Annotated in this window: 15 protein-coding genes; 4 read left to right on the top strand and 11 right to left on the bottom strand. The window is 46.7% G+C overall.

Annotation, left to right across the window (positions count from 1 at the left end):
* Positions 1–25 precede the first annotated feature (25 nt).
* Complete coding sequence (locus tag H7T88_RS10945; protein ID WP_221788438.1) at positions 26–1,843, bottom strand: ABC transporter ATP-binding protein; 1,818 nt, start codon at positions 1,841–1,843, stop codon at positions 26–28.
* Positions 1,836–3,572, bottom strand: coding sequence for an ABC transporter ATP-binding protein (locus H7T88_RS10940; protein WP_221788436.1), 1,737 nt, complete (start codon positions 3,570–3,572; stop codon positions 1,836–1,838). The genes H7T88_RS10945 and H7T88_RS10940 overlap by 8 nt, the downstream gene beginning before the upstream one ends.
* A 130-nt stretch (positions 3,573–3,702) precedes the next feature.
* Here H7T88_RS10940 and H7T88_RS10935 point away from each other — a divergent pair, with 130 nt between their 5' ends.
* Positions 3,703–4,548, top strand: coding sequence for a MerR family transcriptional regulator (locus H7T88_RS10935; protein WP_221788434.1), 846 nt, complete (start codon positions 3,703–3,705; stop codon positions 4,546–4,548).
* A 343-nt stretch (positions 4,549–4,891) separates the two neighbouring features.
* On the opposite strand, the gene H7T88_RS10930 is transcribed toward H7T88_RS10935, so the two are convergent.
* The 4 genes from H7T88_RS10930 to H7T88_RS10915 form a co-directional block, all read right to left on the bottom strand.
* Entirely contained in the window at positions 4,892–5,470 is a 579-nt protein-coding gene (locus tag H7T88_RS10930; RefSeq protein ID WP_221788433.1) for a DUF4256 domain-containing protein, read from the bottom strand.
* Between the two features lie 77 nt (positions 5,471–5,547).
* Positions 5,548–8,928 carry a HEAT repeat domain-containing protein gene (locus H7T88_RS10925; protein WP_221788432.1) on the bottom strand — a complete coding sequence of 1,127 codons (3,381 nt, stop codon included), beginning with the start codon at positions 8,926–8,928 and terminating at the stop codon, positions 5,548–5,550.
* A gap of 177 nt (positions 8,929–9,105) precedes the next feature.
* Entirely contained in the window at positions 9,106–10,431 is a 1,326-nt protein-coding gene (locus H7T88_RS10920; protein WP_221788431.1) for a sensor histidine kinase, read from the bottom strand.
* Positions 10,424–11,122: a response regulator transcription factor gene (locus H7T88_RS10915; protein WP_154960339.1), complete on the bottom strand. Its 699-nt coding sequence runs from the start codon at positions 11,120–11,122 to the stop codon at positions 10,424–10,426. Before H7T88_RS10915 ends, H7T88_RS10920 begins: the two co-directional genes overlap by 8 nt.
* A gap of 159 nt (positions 11,123–11,281) precedes the next feature.
* Between H7T88_RS10915 and H7T88_RS10910 the strand changes: the two genes are divergently transcribed.
* Together H7T88_RS10910 and H7T88_RS10905 are read left to right on the top strand one after the other, a co-directional pair.
* Positions 11,282–12,112 carry a TVP38/TMEM64 family protein gene (locus H7T88_RS10910; RefSeq protein ID WP_221788430.1) on the top strand — a complete coding sequence of 277 codons (831 nt, stop codon included), beginning with the start codon at positions 11,282–11,284 and terminating at the stop codon, positions 12,110–12,112.
* Between the two features lie 115 nt (positions 12,113–12,227).
* Positions 12,228–12,836, top strand: a complete 609-nt coding sequence (locus tag H7T88_RS10905) for a GNAT family N-acetyltransferase (protein ID WP_221788429.1) — start codon at positions 12,228–12,230, stop codon at positions 12,834–12,836.
* Between the two features lie 139 nt (positions 12,837–12,975).
* Here the strand turns inward: H7T88_RS10905 and hemG are convergent, their stop codons facing one another.
* The 5 genes from hemG to H7T88_RS10880 form a co-directional block, all read right to left on the bottom strand.
* Positions 12,976–14,532: a protoporphyrinogen oxidase gene (gene hemG / locus H7T88_RS10900; protein WP_221788428.1), complete on the bottom strand. Its 1,557-nt coding sequence runs from the start codon at positions 14,530–14,532 to the stop codon at positions 12,976–12,978.
* Between the two features lie 24 nt (positions 14,533–14,556).
* Positions 14,557–15,747 carry a TIGR04053 family radical SAM/SPASM domain-containing protein gene (locus tag H7T88_RS10895; protein WP_418792771.1) on the bottom strand — a complete coding sequence of 397 codons (1,191 nt, stop codon included), beginning with the start codon at positions 15,745–15,747 and terminating at the stop codon, positions 14,557–14,559.
* Positions 15,748–15,935: 188 nt separating this feature from the next.
* Entirely contained in the window at positions 15,936–17,096 is a 1,161-nt protein-coding gene (locus tag H7T88_RS10890) for a cobalamin-independent methionine synthase II family protein (RefSeq protein ID WP_221788427.1), read from the bottom strand.
* 147 nt (positions 17,097–17,243) lie between these two features.
* Complete coding sequence (locus H7T88_RS10885) at positions 17,244–18,353, bottom strand: winged helix-turn-helix domain-containing protein (protein WP_260510831.1); 1,110 nt, start codon at positions 18,351–18,353, stop codon at positions 17,244–17,246.
* 495 nt (positions 18,354–18,848) lie between these two features.
* Positions 18,849–19,418 carry an SF0329 family protein gene (locus H7T88_RS10880; RefSeq protein WP_221788425.1) on the bottom strand — a complete coding sequence of 190 codons (570 nt, stop codon included), beginning with the start codon at positions 19,416–19,418 and terminating at the stop codon, positions 18,849–18,851.
* 229 nt (positions 19,419–19,647) lie between these two features.
* On the opposite strand from H7T88_RS10880, the gene H7T88_RS10875 reads away from it, so the two are divergent.
* Positions 19,648–21,798, top strand: a complete 2,151-nt coding sequence (locus H7T88_RS10875; protein ID WP_221788424.1) for an ATP-binding protein — start codon at positions 19,648–19,650, stop codon at positions 21,796–21,798.
* Positions 21,799–21,802: the final 4 nt, after the last annotated feature.

Genomic DNA, 21,802 nt, shown 5'->3' with positions numbered 1-21,802 from the left:
ACGAGCACTCTCTGGATCAGTCACATTAATCCCACTCAAAAGCTCCAGTATACAATTGATAATACGTACCTTTCGCTGCTAACAGCTGTTCATGGTCGCCACGTTCCTTGATCTTACCATGCTCCAGCACCATAATGGCATCGGAATTCCGCACGGTAGACAAACGGTGGGCAATGACAAATACCGTTCTGCCCTGCATCAGATTATCCATCCCCTTCTGAACCAGCGCTTCGGTACGTGTATCGATAGATGAAGTGGCTTCATCCAGAATCATGACCGGCGGACTCGCAATCGCTGCTCTGGCAATCGCTAGCAACTGGCTCTGTCCCTGTGACAGTCCATTGCCGTTACCATCCAGCCGGGTCTCATACCCGTCAGGCAGACGTTCAATAAAACTCGCCGCATACGACAGCTTCGCCGCCTGAATGACCTCATCGTCACTGGCCTCCAGCCTTCCGTAGCGAATATTCTCAGCGACCGTACCCGAGAACAGATGGGTATCCTGCAGTACAATTCCCAAGGAACGCCGCAAATCTGCTTTGCGAATACGCTGAATGTTGATGCCATCATAGATGATCTCACCTTCAGTTATATCGTAGAAACGATTGAGCAGGTTGGCTACAGTAGTCTTGCCTGCACCCGTTGCACCCACGAACGCAAGCTTCTGTCCAGGCTTGGCATATAACGTAATATTCTGGAGCACTTGTTTCTTTCCGCCATACGTAAAACTGACATCCTTAAACTCCACTTTGCCTTTCAGAACAACGCTTGTTCCGTCCTCCAGTTTCCAGACCCATCCGGCCTGATCCTTGTTTTTTTCCAAGGTCACACGGCCTTCATCTGCTTCAAGCTGTTCATCCATCATGTTAAATATCCGCTGAGCCCCTGCAACAGCTACGACAAACATGCTGACCTGCGAGGAGATTTCGGCAATCGGCATTGTGAAATTACGGGATAAACTCAAAAAAGCTGCAATAATCCCCAGACTCAGACCGGCGTTCCAGCCCGATATGGACATAGCTCCGCCCGCAATAGCCACAAGCACGTAGATTAATGTCGACAGATTCTCATTGATTGGCATGAGAATATTCGAATATTTGTTAGCTGTCGCCGAGTCGTCAAACAATTTTTCATTCAGATGTGCGAATTGTTCCATCGCTTTTTGCTCGCGACCAAACACTTGCACTACCTTTTGCCCATGAATGATCTCCTCGATATATCCATCCACAACCCCGATAGACTCCTGTTGCTGAAAAAAATGCTCGGTTGCCTTGGTACCGACGGTTTTGGTAACCCAAAGCATCGCGAGTGCACCTAGCACAACCACGATCGTTAAAGGCACATCAAGAAACAACATCGTACCGAGAACGACCACCACTGTCACGGCAGTGGACAACAGCTGGGGCAATCCATCCGTCAGCATCATGTTCAGCGTATCCACATCGTTCGTGTAATGACTCATAATATCCCCGTGGGCTTTACGGTCAAAATATTTAATCGGCAACTTCTGCATGTGATCGAATAAGCGGTCACGAATCCTCTTCATAATCTGCTGTGAGACGGTAATCATCAGCCGTTTCGAGACAAATATACTGATGACTCCAGCAGCATAGATCACAGCCAGAATGATTAAAGCCTGTAACAAGGCATCAAATACTGGATTTTGATTTCCAAGTAGCGGCGTAATAAAGTCGTCGATCAGCAATCGCAGAAAGGCCGCTGAAGCAACAGAGACGGCAGAACTCACCAGCACCAGGATCAGCGCTAGTGTCGTTCTGAATTTGTAATACTTAAAGTAGGTTAGCAGACGTTTTATCGTCCGGCCATATTGAATGTTATCCATCCAGTGCTTCACCGCCTTTCGTCTGTGTATAATAAGCCTCTTGATAAATTGTATTTCGACCCAGCAGTTCCTCATGGGTTCCGATATCTACCATCTTGCCTTCATCCAGCACGACAATCTGATCGGCATCTTCCACAGATGCAATACGCTGGGCAATGATAATTTTAGTTGTATCCGGTATGCTTTCTTTGAAAATGTTGCGAATTAACGCGTCGGTCCGTGTATCTACCGCGCTGGTAGAGTCATCCAGAATCAGAATCTTCGGTTTTTTGAGCAAAGCTCTGGCAATACACAGTCTCTGCTTCTGACCTCCCGAAACGTTCGTACCGCCTTGTGCCAAATGAGTGTCATATCCATCCGGAAACGTGGAAATAAACTCATGTGCCTGCGCTGCTTTGCACGCTTCGATCAACTCTTCATCGGTAGCATGTTCATTGCCCCAACGCAGATTCTCCTTAATCGTGCCTTCAAACAGGACGTTTTTTTGCAATACCATCGCGACCTGGCTGCGAAGCAAACTTAGATCGTACTCCTTCACATTGACACCACTGACAAGCACTTCACCCTCACTCGCATCATATAGACGTGGAATCAACTGTACCAAGGTAGATTTTGCACTGCCCGCAGCTCCAATAATACCAATCGTCTGTCCCGAAGAAATTTGCAGATTGATGCCAGACAGGGCATAATTCTCGGCTTTGCCTGAGTAACGGAAGGACACATTGCGGAATTCAATCTCGCCACTGTGCAGCTCTGTAACTGGCGATTCAGGGCTGGTAATGTCCGGCTGTTCACTTAACAGGTCATTAATCCTTCCCGCCGAAGCCCGAGCAATGGCAACCATAATGACAACAATACCCAGCGTCATCAAACTCATTAGAATTTGCATGGAATACGCGAATACACTCGTAAGCTCCCCGGTAGTCATGTTTCCGCCCACAACCAGTTTGGCTCCAATCCATGAGATCATCAGCATCACGGCATACATCACAATTTGCATCAATGGAAGTTCATACGACAGAATGCGTTCTGCCTTAGCCATCTGTGCAAATATTCGCTGGGATACGACCTGAAACTTGGATACCTCACGCTCTTCTCGCACATAGGATTTCACAACCCGGATACCGCGTACGTTTTCCTGCACAACTTTATTGAGATCATCGTAACTGTCAAAGGCACGCTCAAATATCGGAAAAGAATACTTCATGATAATCATCATGCCAATTGCCAGCACGGGTATAACAATCACGAACCATGTAGCGATGGACGGGCTGATACGATACGTCATAATCGTTGCAAAAATCATCATGACCGGGCTGCGGAAGGCAATCCGGATAATCATCAGAAATGCATTTTGCACATGCGTAATATCCGTAGTCAGCCTGGTGACGATCCCTGAGGTCGAGAATTTATCCATATTGGAGTACGACAGCTGCTGCACATGACGGAACAGGTCGTAACGCAAGTTTTTGCCAAATCCCGACATTGCGATTGCAGAATGTTTACCCGCCAGCGCTCCAAACACCAGAGACACCAGGGCAAGCAACACCAGAATCAAGCCGTACTTGGTTACCTGATTCATCTGGCCCCCCGTGATCCCCTGATCGATCAATTCAGCCATAAACAGCGGAATAATGACTTCCATGGCCACTTCACCAAGTAAAAACAAAGGCGTCAGCCACGTATCCTTTTTATATTCACGTACACTTTGCAGTAATTTCCTGACCATAAGCATTCTCCTCATCTAAAATAAACACGCTGATCTGCGATCTAAAGGTAGATCGGCGGTCAGAACAGCTGTATTATAAACTGTATAGCAACTATACAGTCAATCCATTATTTTCGACCTGGAGGTACTTATGCATTCCAATGAAATGTTGTCCATTAGCGCTTTTTCCAAGCTGTCCGAGGTTTCGCGCAAAACCCTCATTTACTACGACCGCATTGGTCTGTTCAAGCCTGCCTATGTTGCAGATAACGGTTATCGCTATTACAGCCACAGCCAGTTTGAAACGATCGGTGTTATTCATATTTTCAAAGAGCTCGGCATGTCCCTGGAGGAGATTCAGCAACATCTCGGTGAGCGTTCTCCAGAAACGACTCTTCAACTTTTGCGCAAACAGGAGGAGAATCTACAGTTGCAGATTGCCAAACTGACTCAGGCCAAACAAATGATTATGCAGCGTGCGGAAAATATAGAGCAATCCATGCACCTCGACACCAGCCAAATGCATGTCATCTGGCAACCTGAAACCCCCTTGCTGCTGAGCCGCCGTATCTACTCATCCAAAAAGGAGTTCCCTGAGGAACTTTGGGAGGATTTTCGAGTACGTTTGAACAAGGAACATGCCCCGCTCGGTTATCCCGGCGGCGTCATCATTCCTAAAGCAGATCTGCTACGCAAGGATGGAGATATGATCTCCCATATGTATAGCTACATGACAACAGAGCATCATGAACAGGCGTATATGCCGGAGGGATATTATCTTGTTTCTTATGCCAGAGCCGACTATGGAGATACCGAGAGGTTTTTTCCGCAAATCTTTGATCATATAGAGAAGAAACAGTATGTCATTAAGGGTGATGCTTACGAGGATTACATGCAGGATGAGATTGTGCTGCAGCATGCGGAGGATTATCTGGTTCGGGTTATGGTGCATATTGAGGAGCCAAATGACAAAGGAGATCTATATAAGTTGAACTAAAGATTTTACACGGCCCACTCTGATGACAGAATAACCTGGAGAGTAGCTGTTATCCCCGGATTTTTTGGATTCCCTTTTCCAAAGGGGAAAATCCGGTGATAAAGGCGAAGCGTATGCTTCCGATGCTAGCTTTCTTTCAGAAAGCTTTTAGCTCCGCTTTTTCAGGTTTTTTCTGTCCTCTCCGTTATTGTGTAAAAGAATAGTTCAACTTATATAGCTTAACTCACTTAACTTGGCTTAATTAAAACCAAAAAAGGAACAATTCGCAACCTGCCGAATCGTTCCTCTCTATTACTGTTGGGAGTGCCCTATTTCATCTAACCTAATCCAAACTATATTTCATTTACACCCTTAACAAACCACGGAAACCTCTTGCAGCGTAATAGGACTCTGCCCCGTTATGGTACATAAACACGGTATCGTAACGGCGGTCGCAAAAAATGGCTCCACCCCGCTGTCTAATATGTTCAAGTGTCACCACCCAGCTGGATGTTTTCAGATCAAAGTTCCCCAGTTGCTGAAGTTCACGATACTGGGTCTCATCCAAAAGCTCAATGCCCATCTCGATGCACATTTGAACAGCGCTATGCTTAGGTTTGTTCTCTTTGCGTGCATCCAGTGCAGCCTGATCATAACATACACTACGGCGACCCTTGGGACTCTCTGGTGAACAGTCTATAAAGATATATTCACTTGTCTCACTGTCCAACTCCACAACATCCGGTTCGCCGCCCGTCTTCTCCATCTCGTGCAGTGACCATAGTTTGTCCGGGTTTGCTTCCAGTTTAGCCTCTACGTTAGCCCATTCCAGATCGGAATGACGACTCATATTCTTTTCAAAACGGGTCTTTAATGCCTTGAACAATTCATCACGTTGTTCCGGTGACAGATCTTTTTCATTTTCAATGGAGTTCATGGTCATCCTCATTCTCCCCCGGTTCATTAGCATATAGTGGTGCAGCGCACTTATTCTACTCGATTGTAGTGAAAACTATGATGTTATTCAAGTATTGTCCAACTGTCCAACGCCAGCAGACGAACCGCTTCTTGTTCATGCTGTCGGTAAGCTCTTAAGCAATTGCGGCAATCCTGATTCCATAGTAAATCCTCACCAGCGACCTTGAGCAAAGATAGTCCAATCCAGGAAGAAGCAATATCCGTCCGCGTTCTCAACACATCTACGATGTGGAGTAGCTGCTCCGGTTTCCAATATCCTTTCCCATCAAGCACCGTACGCTTAATCTGCCGATCGACCGATTCAAGTACATACGGATGCGCATTAGCGATATCAATAACAGGATACAACTGAAGTAGCGCCTGATCCGGCTGGCTCCAATCCATTGCAGCCAGGTGCAGACGAATCGCCGTGAGCTTCAGCGATTCATGATGCTGAAGAGTCCTGATAATGGATGCATATAATGGAGCAAGTCGCCTTTTCACCGATATAGAACCCGAGACAAGCTGATCAATTAACTCCAGCAAACGTTGACGATGAGGTAAATCCCGCTCTCTACCTGCGTTCCAGTCGTCCTGGGCCTCCACTTCAGCCAACTGCCGGATGACTTGTACGACCTCATCATTCACTTTCCCGTCCCTGCTAACCGTGACCAAGGCAAGAATCGCGGCTTTCCAGCGCGTACCATCCTGTAGATCGATTAGTGCTTTGCCAGCACATTGTGAAATGACCTCTGCACTTACATGTCCCCAGCGTGACATCGCATGAAAGGCTTCCATCGATACCATCGGGTCATCATGCCCCGCAATTTCGGTAATCCACTGTAAATATCGCAGTCGCGCTTCCACCGGAAGTTCATCCGGACGCTGATTCAGCAAACTGCGCGCGATGTCTCGATCCGAAGAGGACGCCATGATACTCATCATTGTCCAGCTTCGCTCATCGTCCAGACATTGTCTGGCCGCATGACCAATAGCAATAATGACATCCTTGTGCCGCTTCGGCTTCTCAAATTCACGGATGAGTAAGGTCACACTTTCACTACTTTTATAAGTTCCCAGCAACCGAACCGCTTCTTTCCGCACCGTAATCTTGAGTTTTTCCCGGTCCAACAGGCTCGAAAGCATGGACGTGAGCAACACCGGGTTCACCCTGCGTGCGCACCTCGGAATGGAGTACATCGCTACTCGTGCACGATCTCCATCCAGATTATTTAACAACACAGGTAGGGCGTCTTCCGGTTCCTCCGTTAACGAAAAAGCATGCAGGGCAGCCTCCACGATATGTACTTCCGGATCAGTTAGTAGCTTCTCTAGCAATGGATTCGAACGATAATCCGGCATACCCGCCAAACTCCGCATCGCATTTGCACGCTCATAGAAGTTTCGCTTGTTGTCTTGTGCCACTCGGTCAAGTAGCGAAGCCAGCGCTTGTTGCTGACGAGGCAACCAGCGATAAAAGCCATGATATGCTGGAACCAGATAGATGGTTTTCCCCGTTAAATGCTTGCCTTTGAGGACTTTGCCAGAGATAAACGGATCTAGCCACTCCTGACGTTTCCGGTGTAAATGCTCAAACACTTCATAAAATGAGATGAATGTCGGATCAAGATCCAGCAGCTCCCTAACCCGTTTATCCCTGGTCTTGTAGGGAGCGAGCCAGTACCTGACGGCTTGAGCCGCTGACTTTTTACTCTTCACCAATTCCTCGAGCAGGTCGTGCAGTTTGGGCAGTCGATCAATCGCTTTGCCAAATGCACTAGCCATCTGTAGAACGACGTAGTCACTCTCCCGCTTGTTCGCTTCTACACCTATAGCATAGATCTCATCAAATAAGGTTTCGAGTGCGGCCTGCGGCAGACTGTTCCACTCTCTGGAAAATAACATAAACTGCCCATCACGCATCGCCATGCGCTTGATCGCTCTAAGCGCAAATTGGAACAAGCGACGCCCAGGTTCACTTGCATGCTCCAGCAGCATGTCAAAAGCCAATTGCTCGACTCCCGTTCTGGTTCCATACGAAGTATCTCTGGCCTCAATGACACTGTCCACCAGGATCGTCAGATGTGGCACATGCTCTTCCTTAAACAACGTGACCGGACATCTCGATAGTTCTGTCATTACCATAAAACGTACCGGGTCCTGATCGTTTTTCACTCTCGTCAGGAACCGTAACGTGTCCTCCATCCCACTACGGGACAGAGCCGTGCTTTGAATCAGCCGGGAATAAGCCATAGCACGCTCATCCGCGTTCGATACCTGAACAGCCTGCTCCAGCGTCTCTCTAACTTGTGCAATCAGACGACGTGTTGTCATTTCGAACGTTCTGCCCCGGTCTTCCCGGACTTCTCGCAGGGTGAGCATGCGAACCGCTTCTTTGTCGCGTAACTGATGCGGCAGTACATCGAGCAGGGCCATAGGGAACATTCGATTCGTTCGCTCCTGCACCGGGTACGCTGCATCAAATAACGCTTCACGGCTTGAAGGCGCGAGCGTATCCAGCACCTTTGCCACTTGAAAAGGAGCTTCGGCAAGCATAGTCACCAGAGCAGTCCATTGTGCAGTGGTGAAGTATCTTCTCTTTTTCAACACACCCGCCGGAACTCCGTTATTCAGCAGATATGCCCTTGTCTCCTGCCTCGCGAGCAGTTCAAATACTTGCTCAGGGCTGGTCCGAATCAGGATACCCAGTTGATTCTTAATCACAGGATGAATCTGTTCTTTTGGACCATAAGACAATGCATATTCCAGGACTGCTGCTGGTCTCAATATACTCAGCTTCTCTACTACCGTGCCCATCTCATACCACACACTGGACCTGTCGCTCTCCGATACTTGATTCAAGGCATTTTCTAAGTAAGCAGCGACCAGGTCCGGGTTCCGGGTTGTTATGGTTCGCCAATTATCAATTGCATATCCAAGCTGTGGCAATCGTGTGCGAACCGTTGCTTCACCACACATGGATAGCAGGAAAATAGCGTCATCTGCGCCCCAACGTTCCAATACGACCGGCAACAGCCGTTCTGCCCAGTCCTGTCTGGTATACTTCACAATGCTCCGCAACAGTTGTTGACGACAATGGTGCGACATCGAAACGATCTCGGTTTCAATGTCATAACCCGGATCAGTGACCACCTCTGCGAGCATCCGGGCAGCCCGGCCCCTGACCCCAGCCTTGGGATGATTTAACGCATGTATAACAGCTTGTGCATCCTTTACCGCGCCAGCTCCGGTTAACGCCAGATGTGCCTCGTACGCTGTCCCGCTGTCCAGTAGCTCAATCAGAAGCGTAGCGTAATCTTTCGCGCCCACAGCCAGATGATGCCGTCCCAGTCGTGCAATCTCTTTCATTCGGTTCGAATAACCAAGCGAGTCCAGTTCTTCTAAAACTCGAGTTTTACTCAGTGGAGTATGATTGTTCTTCATGAAGCCTCTCCCCTCAATCACATTGTGTTCCTTACTTTTAAATCATTTTCATTTACACTTTTTCCCCTTTTGCTACTCTCTTATATAACCCTTCCTAACACTTGGAAGTTACATCGAATAATCAAAAATGTATTATTTCTGCCTAGGGCGTGTCTTGAAACCATACGACTTCCGATCTCATTTACTGAGAATAACGGGCAGTTCGATCTGTAGGATAAATGTTTCCTCTTGCTCAGATATCTTCAATGTTCCGTTATGCTGTTCGATGATTTTCTGGCAACTGACGAGTCCGATCTCGTTACTGTCCTTCGTTTTGTCCACAGGTTTAATCCGGTTCCGAGCGGTCATGATTAAAGTGTGTTGCTCGATAGATAAATCGATATCCACTGGATGAGAACGATCCGCATATTTCTTTATATTCGAGAAAATATTATCAAACACACGACGGATCGCAACAAGATTCAACTCGATCAAAAAGGCCTGTTCCCCGTATTTCTGCTTCAACTCAACATCGAAATTTTCCATTAAGGCCAGTTGCTCATCCAGAAGCTGATCAAGCAACTCTCGCCCATCATAGATTTCGGATTCCACATCCTCTTCCTCTGATGCAGAAGAGACCGTGAAGTACTCAAACAGCTTATCTGATAGAATCTTGATCTGATACGCCTTCTCTCGGCTATTGTGAATATACTGGTGCAGATCCTCCTGTGTCTTGTATTTACCCAGTTCAATGATGTCCATGTATCCAAGCAGAATCGTGAGCGGTGTGCGCAAATCATGAGAAATCGCCGTAATCAACTCTCGATTCGCACTTCTCACCCTCTCCTCGCTACCGAGCCGTTCCACAAAAGATTTTCGCATCTCGTCGATACTCCATGCCAGCGATGACAGCTCGTCTTTACCAGACACTGTAATCTTATAATCCAGATTGCCGCCTTCCAGTATTTTGATCTCCCGCTCAAGCTTGCCAATATAGGATATTTTCCGATTAATCATGAGCAAGAATGCAACAATAAACACAATCAAAGCTGCGAATACCGTCAAAATCAAAAGCAAGTTATAGTACTGATATTCATAGAAACCAACCAAATAAATCTGAGCCGGCTGATCTGCAAACTGGACGGTTGTAATCGGTGTTCTGGACGGTAAGAACTGAGTTATTAGCTCTTTATTTATCGCAGGATCCGCTTCCGTGTTGGATGCATAAATCAATTTATCCTGTTCAAATATGAATAGCTCCAAGTACCGCTCCCCACGAATCCATTCCGAGAGTCTCTGATGATCCTGCGTGGACAAGTGCTCACTGCTTACCATGGTCTGGAATCGTTTCAGCGCATCCTGCTGCCTGTTTTCGATAAACGTCGATTTGCTGAGATAACTGTCCAGTGCCGTCTCACCAACCACCTGCAAGACGATGAATGTACCTACGGCAACGAACAGCGAGAGAATAATGGCAAGTACCAGCTTGAGCTTCAGTTTTTTTCCGATGAGCAGTTTATTCAATTTTGTACCCCTTCCCCCAAACGGTCTGCACATATTTAGGATGCTGCGGGTCATCTTCCAGCTTGTTTCTCAGATTACGAATATGAACCATTACCGTGTTATTACAAGTATAAAAATAAGGCTGCTGCCACACGCTCTCATAGATATTTTCGGCTGAGAAAACCTTTCTTCGTTTGGACGCCAAGAGCAACAGAATCTGATACTCAATTTCCGTCAGCGAGATTTCTTTCTCACCGATATACACCGATTTGGCATCCTTGTGAATGGTCAGATCCTTCACCGCAATGTTCTCAGCCTCTTCGATCTTCTCCTTGCCCCGGTAGACATAATATCGGCGAAGCAGCGCTTTGACCCTTGCCACCAGTTCGGTATACGAGAATGGCTTGGACAAAAAGTCATCGCTCCCCGACGAAAAGGCTAGTTGTTTATCCGAATCCTGTGTTTTTGCTGTCAGGAACAAGATCGGCGCACTCGTTTTTTCACGAATCTCCAGACATGCCTTCAGTCCAGACTTATTGGGCATCATCATATCCAGAATAATAAGATCTGTCTCTTCCGTTACTTTATCTACCGCATCTTGGCCGTCGACGGCTTCAATGACTTCGTAGCTTTCACTTTCTAGTAAAATCTTCACGATCTCACGAATCTCACTATTATCATCTGCAATTAAAATCTGCTTGTTGTTGTTCATTCGAAATCCCTCCGTTCATTCCAGTATAGTCTGCGTGTTTTGACAGAGCCAGCGGATCAGGATCGCCTTAAGAATTCTTAAGAAGTTAAGTAGGTATCTCTTCATGATTTCGATTTATACTGTTAATAGTCAAAGTAATTAAAAAAGGAGTCTTCAGCTATGCCGCAAACTTCAAAACGTATCGTGATGAAAGTACTGCTGGGTCTGATCGCTGTCGTATCCACAGTTCTGCTGATCTATTATGCACCAGCTATCATTAAAATCATGTCGTCGATGGATAATTTCAGAGCTTATATTCATTCAACGGGACACTGGGGCCCGATCATGTTTATTTTATTTCAAATTCTACAGATCGTCGTTGCGCCTATTCCCGGAGAGGTCGTACAGATTGCCGGTGGATATATCTACGGTACTGCACTCGGCTCCTTCTATACTACGGTCGGTCTGATCATAGGATCAGCGATCGCATTCTATTTCACCCGTTTTATCGGTCGTGACTTTGTATCGCGCCTGCTACGGAAGCAAAATATGAAATGGATGTCATTCATGCATGATGAGCGAAAATTTGCTGCCTTTTTGTTTATCTTTTTCCTCGTTCCCGGGTTGCCCAAAGACATGCTCGTCTTTGTCGCTGCGCTGACATCCATCAGCTCTTTACGCTTCTTCACTATTCTGCTGATTGGACGTTTGCCCTGGATTATCGCTTCGGCCGTGGTAGGTTCCAACCTTCATATGCAACAATATACCATTGCCATCATCATATCGGTTATTGCTGTCGTTGGATTTATATTCGGATACATCTACAAGGACAAATTAATGAATCTGTTCTCCAAAGCGGATAAAATGAATCCGACAATTAAGAATATGGAGAACAATGAAGATAGTGAGATCAAGGAGATAAACGAGACAAAGGGACTCAACACGACGTTAAAAACAAAAACTGCGCCTGCTTTAGTTAAGCCGAGAGACTTGGCACCGAAAAAAGGATAAAGATGACAGAAGAGTTGAATATGTACGATGCCATCACACACACAACAAAACACGAAATACGGAATATGGATTAGATATGCATGATCTATTTCCGTCATCATTGGAGGAACCATATATGCAAAACATTGTAACGGATCGATTGATTTTACGTAATTTTGCCGCAACGGATGCGGCCGGATTGCTCGAGTATACCGCGAATCCACGAGTGAACTGCTTTATGGATCACCAGCTGTCAACACTTGAGGAAGCAATCGCTGAGGTAGAGAAACGAAGCAAGGACGACTCCCATATCGCCGTTTGTCTAAAAGACAGCAATGAGATCATTGGAGAATTGTTTGGGATGACAGAGGGCCATGATCCAGATTCAGATTCAGATTCGGACTCGAAATCGAATTCAGACTCAAAATCAGACCCAGATACGTATAGTGTCGGCTGGAATTTTAACGGGAGGTTTGAGGGAAAAGGATACGCCAGCGAGAGTGCTCGTGCCTTCATGGAATACCTCTTTATGGAGCAGGGAATTCGGAGAATTTACGCTTACGTGGAAGACGATAACTTCCGGTCTCAGAAGCTATGTGAGAAACTCGGCATGCGCAGGGAAGGTCTGTTCCTTGAGTTTATTTCTTTTGTGAAAAATGAAGACGGCACGCCGAAATACGAGAATACGTATCAATATGCGATATTAAAAAAAGAATGGCTGGCGCAGCAGGCTACTGCGAAATAGCGTGATCCAAATCCCCGGATCGTGTGTATATATTCCTTGAGCCGATCATTACAGCGTAAGTAAATTCAGCGCCCTGCCAATAAAAAAAGCGGCAGCTTCCCCCGATTGAATTTCGGGACAGGCTGCCGCTTCTTTATGTTTATCTAGTTCCCAACAACGTGCCAATGACTTTCTCCGCCATAGCCTTGCCCTGAGAGATACAATCCGGAACGCCAATTCCGCGGTAACCTCCGCCACCAACGTACACTCCAGGCATAACATCTTCCAGTAACTTCTCAACCTCTGCGATTCGTTTTAGATGCCCGACTTGATATTGGGGCATGGATAACGGTAATCGGTTGATCTCTGTAAAAACAGGCTCTGCGGAGATCCCAATGGTATCCTGTAATTCGCGGCGTACTTCAGCAATGATTTCTTCATCGGTAAGCTGATGACTCATCGGGTCACGGCCGTATTTCCCCACATAGGCTCGCAAAAGAATGTGACCTTTCGGCGCTGTATGCTCCCACTTAGATGATGTCCAGGTGCAGGCTGTAATTTTGCGTTCTTCCTTGCGCGGTACAACAAAGCCGGATGCATTCAGGGAAACACCCACGTCCTGCTCGCTATAAGCAAGTACGACGTTCATCACCGAAGCATACGGGATCGCACGCAGGTGTTCTGCAATCGCCTCATGCTCATGTGCAAGCATATCCGCTGCTGCATACGCTGGAGTCGCAACCACTACCGCATCCGCCGCAAGCGTCGTTCCATTGTTAAACTGAACCGTATAACGTATAGTATCTTTTCCTTGCTCTTGTTCTGCTTTCGACACACGGGAAATTGCCGTGTTCCTGATCAAATGCGCTGTGGAAGAAAGTGTCTGTTCAAGTTGCGTTACCACACCTTCCAGTCCGCCCCGTGCACTCAAAAACATGCTTCGAGTGGCCGTGCCCGATGGTTTTGATGCGGGTTTGGGAGCTGGACGGGTTGCCGATATAGTTGTAGGTTGTGACGTAGACTCCGTTGTGGTTTGAGCCGTAGGCTTGACTGTTTGCTTTGGGGCGCGGCTTTTTCTCACACCCAGCATGCCCACGATCAGGCTACGGTGTTTTTGCTCCGTTTCCTGTAGCATTGGAAACGTTGCTTGTACGCTCAGTCCGTCCGCATTGCCTGCATATATGCCTGCCAAGAGCGGCTCGGCGATCTGCTCCAGTACTTCATCGCCAAGGCGTCTGCGTAGCAGTTGCCCCAGAGACTCATCCTCCCTGCTCGACCTCCGCGGCAAAACAAGATCTGCCGCTGCTCGCACCTTGCCCCGAAGGGACAATAAACGAGTTGTTACGAAGGGTTTCCACTTCGTAGGCACACCGAGCATAAAGCCATCCGGGATCGGATGCAGTTTATTCCGATAGGCGATATAGCTATGCGACACCCCTGGACGCGTACCAACGAGTTCTTCACCCATACCGAGCTCCTGCATAAGCTCAATGATGGAGGTTTTCCGTGCGAGAAAAGAATCGGGCCCCCGTTCGATCACGAATCCATCCCTTTTACCGGTGTGCACATGTCCACCGAATCGATCATTTTTTTCAACAATAATAAGTTCTGCTGCAACATCATTCGCTCTGCAAAACTGTTCGATATAATAAGCTGCGCTCAATCCGGTAATGCCACCGCCAGCGATGACAACTTGTTTCGTGCGTTGATTATCCATGCCACACTTCCCGCCATATAAACTTTAACGCAGCGCCGCCGGGATATAGGCACAGGAAGGATCACTGTCCATGTAATCTCCCGTCATTGCATACGCTCTTGCTCTGGAGCCACCACACATCGTTTTGTACTCGCAGACTGCACATTTTCCGTTCAATTTCGACTTATCCCGTAAGGTCTGCATCACCGGTGAATTCCGGTACACCTCAATTAGCGACTCATTCTTCACATTACCGCACACCACGGGCAAGAAACCGCTAGGATAGACGTCCCCCGTGTGACTGATAAACACAAACCCGTCCCCATCATTGACCCCTTGCGGTGCACGTCCCAGCATATCTTTGCGTTTGGCGAGACCCTTGGCAAGATCTGCATGATTTCCTGCGCTCTGCTCGGATTGAAGTTCTAAGCCTTGCTTGGAGTTCTGCTCTGAGGCCTGTTCTGCTCCTGCTGTCCGTTGCTGTATCATTACTCGTCTGTAGTGAGGCGCCTCCGTTGATTTCACACCGTAAGGCATCTCATGAGCAAGCTGCACCATCCACTTCATGACCTGTTCATGCTCTTCCGCTGTGATCATATCTTTCTCCTGAGCTCTGCCTGTCGGAATGAGGAAAAACAGACTCCACAGCACAACGCCCATCTCTTTCACCTTACGGCTGATGGCCTCCAGATCGTGGAGGTTATAACGGGAAACGGTCGTGTTGATTTGAATCGGAATGGCTGCTTCCTGCAAAAATCGAATGCCCCTCATCGTCATATCATAAGAACCTCTGGTTCCGCGAAAATGATCATGGATCTCGGCCGTTGACCCATCCAGACTAAACGCCCAGCGGGATAAACCGACTTCCTTCGCTTGCATAATTGCCGCTTGAGTGACCTTCGGGGTGGCACTAGGCGTCATGGACACGGGTAGCCCCTTCTCCCGAATCGCATACTCCGCCAGTTCAAACAGATCTGGCCGCATTAGCGGGTCACCCCCCGTGAAAACAAATAATGGTTGTTCCTGCATAGCGGCAATATCATCTATCAGCCTTTTTCCCTGTTCGGTGGTCAGTTGACGTGGATCAGCCCGATACTGGGCCTCTGCCCGGCAATGCACACATTTCAGCGCACATGCCCGGGTCACTTCCCAGATCACGATGAACGGATATTGGGTATAATCACGTGGCTTCATCTGCGGCCTTAACTGCTGCATTTGCCCCTTGATCTGTGGCATCGTCATCCATTCTCCCCCTATCTACATGCCATTAAGTGTAGAGCAGATGTCGGGTCAGGAAAGTGAGAAGAATCACAAAACGGACATAACGATCACACGGCAACGAATCAGTTAAAATAAAAAGGCGACCTCTCCCGAATCCTGCTCGGAAAAGATCGCCCTATGAAAATATCTATATGTTATAGAAATTAGTTGCCCCAGTATTGCTTCGCAATTTGCTGACCCTGATGAATCTTCGCCCACTGCTGGGCTTCGCTCAGTTCGTTCCCGCCATCACAGGAGGCAAAACCACATTGGTGAGACAGCAGTAGCCTATCTTTGTCAATGATCTTGGAGGCTTCGTCCAGCAGACGAACCACGCGCTCCTCATCATCGAGCGTACTTGTTTTGGAGGACAGCAGACCCAATACAATTTCTGTATCCGGTCTGTCTTTGAACACTTCCAGCGCTTCGATGGAACCCGCACGATCATCATCCCACTCCAGGAAGAAACGATCATACTTCAATTGCTTCAGGAACAGATTCGCAATCTTCACATACGATCCGCCGCCCATGTTACGGGAGTCATAGTTGCCGCGGCAGTTATGTGTCCACATTTTCAGACCCAGACTATGACCGAAGTCAATGACCGTATTGTTGATATCAATAAACTCCGTGGCGAGACCCTGTACGTCCTCTTGATTGATATGCTCTCCGGTAAAAGGCGAGTTCGGATTGTCATCGGCAAACAGCTCCCAGAGACAGTCATCCATTTGCAGAATTTTACCACCCGCAGTTGCAAACTCCTGCACAAATTCCTTATAAGCACTTACCAAGCCGGCTTTCAGCTCCTGTGTATTCTGGTATACGGCATCCTTGCCCCCAATGTTGTCCGACCACGATAATTCACCGAAAATATGGGACGGCGATGGAATGCAAAGTTTGGTCTGCTGGTCACCCGCTTGGTCTTGTAACTGCTTGAACAGTTGAATGAAATGATGATTCTTGCCGCTCAGTTGCCCCGTAATACGCAGCCCGATATCTTTACGTGTTTCATATTTAGAAGTGCCGTCCACATCCCGGAAAAAGTACCCATGATCCGCAATATACCGCTCCACTCCGCCAAATCCCCACACAAAGTCGAGATGCCACATCGATTTGGAGAATTCGCCGTCCGTGATAACAGACAAGTCGTTCTCGATCTCTTTTTGGATCACTTGTTCAATCGCTTTCGTCTCACATTGCTGGTATCCTTGAAAGTTTTCATAGAATGGATACTGGATATCATCCCGGTGTTCAATCTGTGTTTTATATGTCAGCAGCTCTTCCGGCCGCAATAAACTGCCTACGATCTGGAACTTGTCAGTCATGTAAATAACCCCCTCGTTGTATATGATTATCATATCACGCGGAGAGGGGTTAGAAGAGATACCAAAAAAGTATGACTGGTTATAGTTTCAAGCTATAACAACTGGGGAACAAACACATGTATGCTCTTCAATTTTGATGTTTAGTTTTTAGTCTTTTCCCTCTATTGAAATCGTCTCACAGTCATTGAATATTGCAAACCGCTCGAAACATTCCTTCACCACGGCTACAAGTTCTTCGGTTGGCTGCATGTCTTTTTCGTACCAGACATGTTTAACAACAAGCCTTCCAGATTTCCGTTCCACGATAATCTCGGCTCTCCCAATGAACCGGTCTCCATACAGTAAAGGCAACACATAATAACCAAATTTCCGTTTGAGAGCTGGCGTATAGATCTCCCATTTATAGTCGAACTCAAACAATGCATAAATAAGCTTTCTATCCCACATTAAATTATCCAGTGGAGCAATTAATTCGCAACGCTCTTGTAACTCCGGATTTTGCAGTATGTGTTCAATCATAGGTAAGTCTTCTGTCCGGCAGTATAAACGTTCCTTGAGTTGTTCTACCTCAACAGCAATAATGCGATCTTCCAGCAATAGCTCATGAAAAGCCCTGTTCCGCTGCTCTGTCTTTAACCCCCATATATTAAGCCAGGCATCGGATGCACGATTCCACAGTAAACCAACCGCACCGATTCGGCGCAATACTCTCCACTTGTGATGATCTAATTCGTTCAATAACGGTTCCGGAGCGTGCAATAAATCAGATTGTATGTGCTTCTCAGCCAGATCATAATATTTACGTGTTCCTTTTTTATGATGGATAACCAGTTCACCTGTCGAATACATCTGCTCCAACACCGAGCGCGAAACATTGTTCCCACTACTCCAGTGAATGGCTGAACGCCAAGTGAAATCTCCTTCTAGTTGCAATGCATTTAATTCATTCGAACTTACCGGACCAACTTGCTGTATATAATCCCGTACTTGCCTTGTGAGCGTCTCCATCTGGGGATAGCTTTCGGCATGCTGTCTGGCCGCTTGTCTGTACCGTTCGAAATAAGGCCAGTCCTCAATAGATATTATAGCGAGATTCTTATCGGGATAATCCATCAGTAATCGATCTTCATACAATAACTCTTCAAGCATGTTCTTGCTAAATCCACGAATGCGTGACTGCAATACTAACTCGGCATTTTTTCCACAGATATCGATAGGATCATATTGAAGGCAACCAACCTGTCTTGTAAATTCCATGACCCCTGACTTTAAGACATATTGATGCTCCCCCAATAACCCATGCTTTAACAATAAAAACCGCCTGGCTTGCCGTCTGGTTAATTGTATCATTGGACGTATTCACCCCTTAACAAGTTCAACCACAGTAATCCCCCGAATATGTATAAAATATAGTATTAACAAAACGTATGTTCTTATTATATCTTATCTTTGTTGAAGTATAAAAACAATATGTAGTACAAAATACTTTGTTCTAAACCGCTCTACATTACATTCTCTACCCTTTGAGCTTGCCGATGATAACCTTTGGTTGGCTAAGTTACAGCGTTGCGGTCTGATAAACACAAGTAGACCGCCCCTTACAAAGGTCGCGGTCTACTTGGTCGTGTATGCTCTTGTTTGAAGTCCACCGCTCTTAGAAGCGGCTATTTCGGCAAAGAGTCGTGTTACAGCACGGCTCTCTTTGCTTTATAAGCTGTTTGTAAGCTTGATTTAACATGCGAAATAACGATTTCACACTGTCCTGCGGCGCAGTTCGTAAAAATACTGCACGGCAGAATGCTTCATTTTAATCGAATCCGACATGTTCAGAATCCGCTTTTTGCCCACCCGTCTGTCGATCAGCGCCAAAATATTGAGCAGAATGTCATTGCTCTCCAGATTGTCCTCGATTGAAGTGGCCAGAAACATTGTTGCTACCGACGTAAAATTCGATTTGCTCAATGCGGCTTGAGCCGATAACAGTTCCTTAGCATGAGATGTGCTTTTTCTACCTCGCACCATGATCTCAAGTCGTTCTTCCGGCACAGCCCCTTTCGTTTCTTTACGAATGGCTTCAATCTCTTCCATACTTACAGGAATTACGATATTGGGATCATTCTTGATCTCCTGATCGGTCTGATACCACCGTATGGGTGTCGTCGTATCCGCCATATTAAGGATATTCTTCTGATCCACGGTCAGATAACCACTCCCTGATTTATCCGGTGAATAGCGGTAACTGGTTGCCCGGTACGCTACTGTGCCGGCCAGTGCGGGGCTAAGGAAACTCTCTAATTGTTGTTTTAATTTACTCCAGGACATAGTTCCTCCTATTCTCAGAAAAGCTTCAACAGAACATTTACATAAAGTATAGCACAGCACAACGATACGCCCCTCTAATAGCTACAGCACAAAAGAATAGTTCACCTTTGAAGTCATCTGGGTCTTTCTTGAAGTTTTTATCTCCATGACTCACACATTTTCTTTTGTTGATGCTATCATGAAGATATTCAGATATTTATAGCGAATTTTGTAGATTGGGGTCAACTTCATGTTCAGGGATATTCTGCGAGTCAGTTCTCGTACGATCTTGCTTCACATCATTTTTGTCGTTGTTATCGGTTTGGTCATAAGCTACGCCGTGATGTCTGCGCCAGATTCCCCTCCCGTTAGAAGCGAACAAGGCATACTCGATTTAACTCAGGGTCATATTCGTACAAATCCTGTAAAGTTAGAGGGAGAATGGACATTTTACTGGCATCAGTTGCTTTCGCCTGAGGATATACGAAGTCGTATGGAAATGGGTGGACAGTCTGACCGATATATCAATATACCTGGATCATGGCTAGGCTACCAATCGGATGGTCAAGAACTGACAGGAGAAGGCTTTGCCACTTTTCGTCTGCTCATTAAGCTTAGCGAGCAGGACAGAAATGAGCGACTTGCGCTGCGGTTACCTACCATTTTCCATGCTTATAAACTATGGGTGAACGGAGAACTGCTTGCAGAAGCAGGTAGGGTTGGTCAGGACAAAAGTAACATGACACCGCAATTGGCAACAAAACTGGTGTTCTTCCAGCCCGAGAGCGATACGTTAGAACTCGTGATGCAAGTATCCAATTTCTATCATAATCGTGGCGGTATCACCAAAGAAATAGAACTGGGTGGCAGTAACGTATTAACGGTCCAGACTAAACTGAAGGTTGCCACAGACATGTTTATAACAGCAAGTCTGCTCGTCATTGGCTTATATAATCTGATGTTGTTCTTGCTCCGCCGTCAGGACAGAGCACCGTTATACTTTGGTCTGTTTACCTTGTTGTTTGGCATCCGATCCATGCTGAATGGCGAGCTGATGTTTACACAATTTTTTCCTGATTTCCCGTGGGAATTGCAATTTAAAATGGAATATCTGACTCTTTGTCTTGGTGGGTATGTCATTACCAAGTATTATGAATGTATTTTCCCGAATTATGTCTCACGATGGTTCCGTCTTGGCAGCCGAATCGTAACGGGATTACTCTGCCTGGTTGTTGTCATAACCCCTGCACTGATCTATACCAAAATGTTAATGTTGATTGGTGCGGTCGTTGTTCTTCATATGGCATATCTGATGGTTGGGCTAGCCAAAGCGGCTATGCAGCATATGGAGGGAGCTCTGATTTTCCTGCTCGTATCCGTGGTTGCTTTGGTTACGGTGATTAACGACTTCTTATACTTCAATGAGTGGTCGCCAATCGGAAATACTTCTCCGGCAGGTCTGTTGATATTCACGATTGCACAGCTGATTCTGCTTTCTTCCAGATTTACAAGGGCAGCAACAAACGAGGTGCGGATTGCCCATGAGCTTCAGGAAGCGAATGACAGGCTTACCGATATGAATACCAATCTGGAGCAACTGGTGAAGGAACGTACACATGCATTATCTGCGGCTCACGAAGACCTGCGTAAGTCGTATGAGCAGTTACTCCGCTCAGAGCATGGCAGAAAGAAGCTACTTGCCTACATTACACATGATTTGCGTCTGCCGCTGTCCAGCATGCTTGGTTATGTCGAGGCGGTAAAAGACATGGTGAAGCCAGAACGCAATGAACAGTACCTAAAGTATATTCGTGATAACACGATACGGATTAATCATATGATCGGGGAGTTGTCCTTCTTGTCTCATCTGGAGACAGGACAAGTGGAATACCACATGGAGCCAGTTCATGCAGCCGACTTCTTACATCGTTTTTTTGAACAATATGAGCTGGTTGTGCTTGACGCAGGATTGGATTTCACACTGGACATCGGCAGAGGGGAAGATCAACGGGCTGACTTTCCGCACATTGAGATTGATGAGCAAAGATTAGAGCAGGCTTTGTTTAATCTCGTATCCAACGCGATGAAGTTCACCTCTACTGGTGGAATCATACGTCTTGCTCTAGCCGTGGATGAGACAGAAGATCCCTCTATTGTGATCATTAGTGTACAAGACTCTGGCATGGGTATTCCCCCGGATCAACTCGAGCAAATCTTTGATCGCAATTACCGATATGATCGGCCAAGCACGGACATGAAAGTGGAGGGCAGTGGACTCGGACTCGCGATTTGCAGGGAAATTGTTCAGGCACATGGGGGAAGCGTTCATGCAGACAGCGACGGCGAGACGGGATCGATATTTTATATATCGCTGCCGCTCTATTCAATAGCAGGAAGGTGACCAC

This window comes from Paenibacillus cucumis (ex Kampfer et al. 2016), from assembly GCF_019748695.1.
GTDB classification, from domain to species: domain Bacteria; phylum Bacillota; class Bacilli; order Paenibacillales; family Paenibacillaceae; genus Paenibacillus; species Paenibacillus polysaccharolyticus.
Note: the sequence above shows the minus strand (reverse complement) of the source record. Positions and strands in the feature narration are given on the sequence as shown.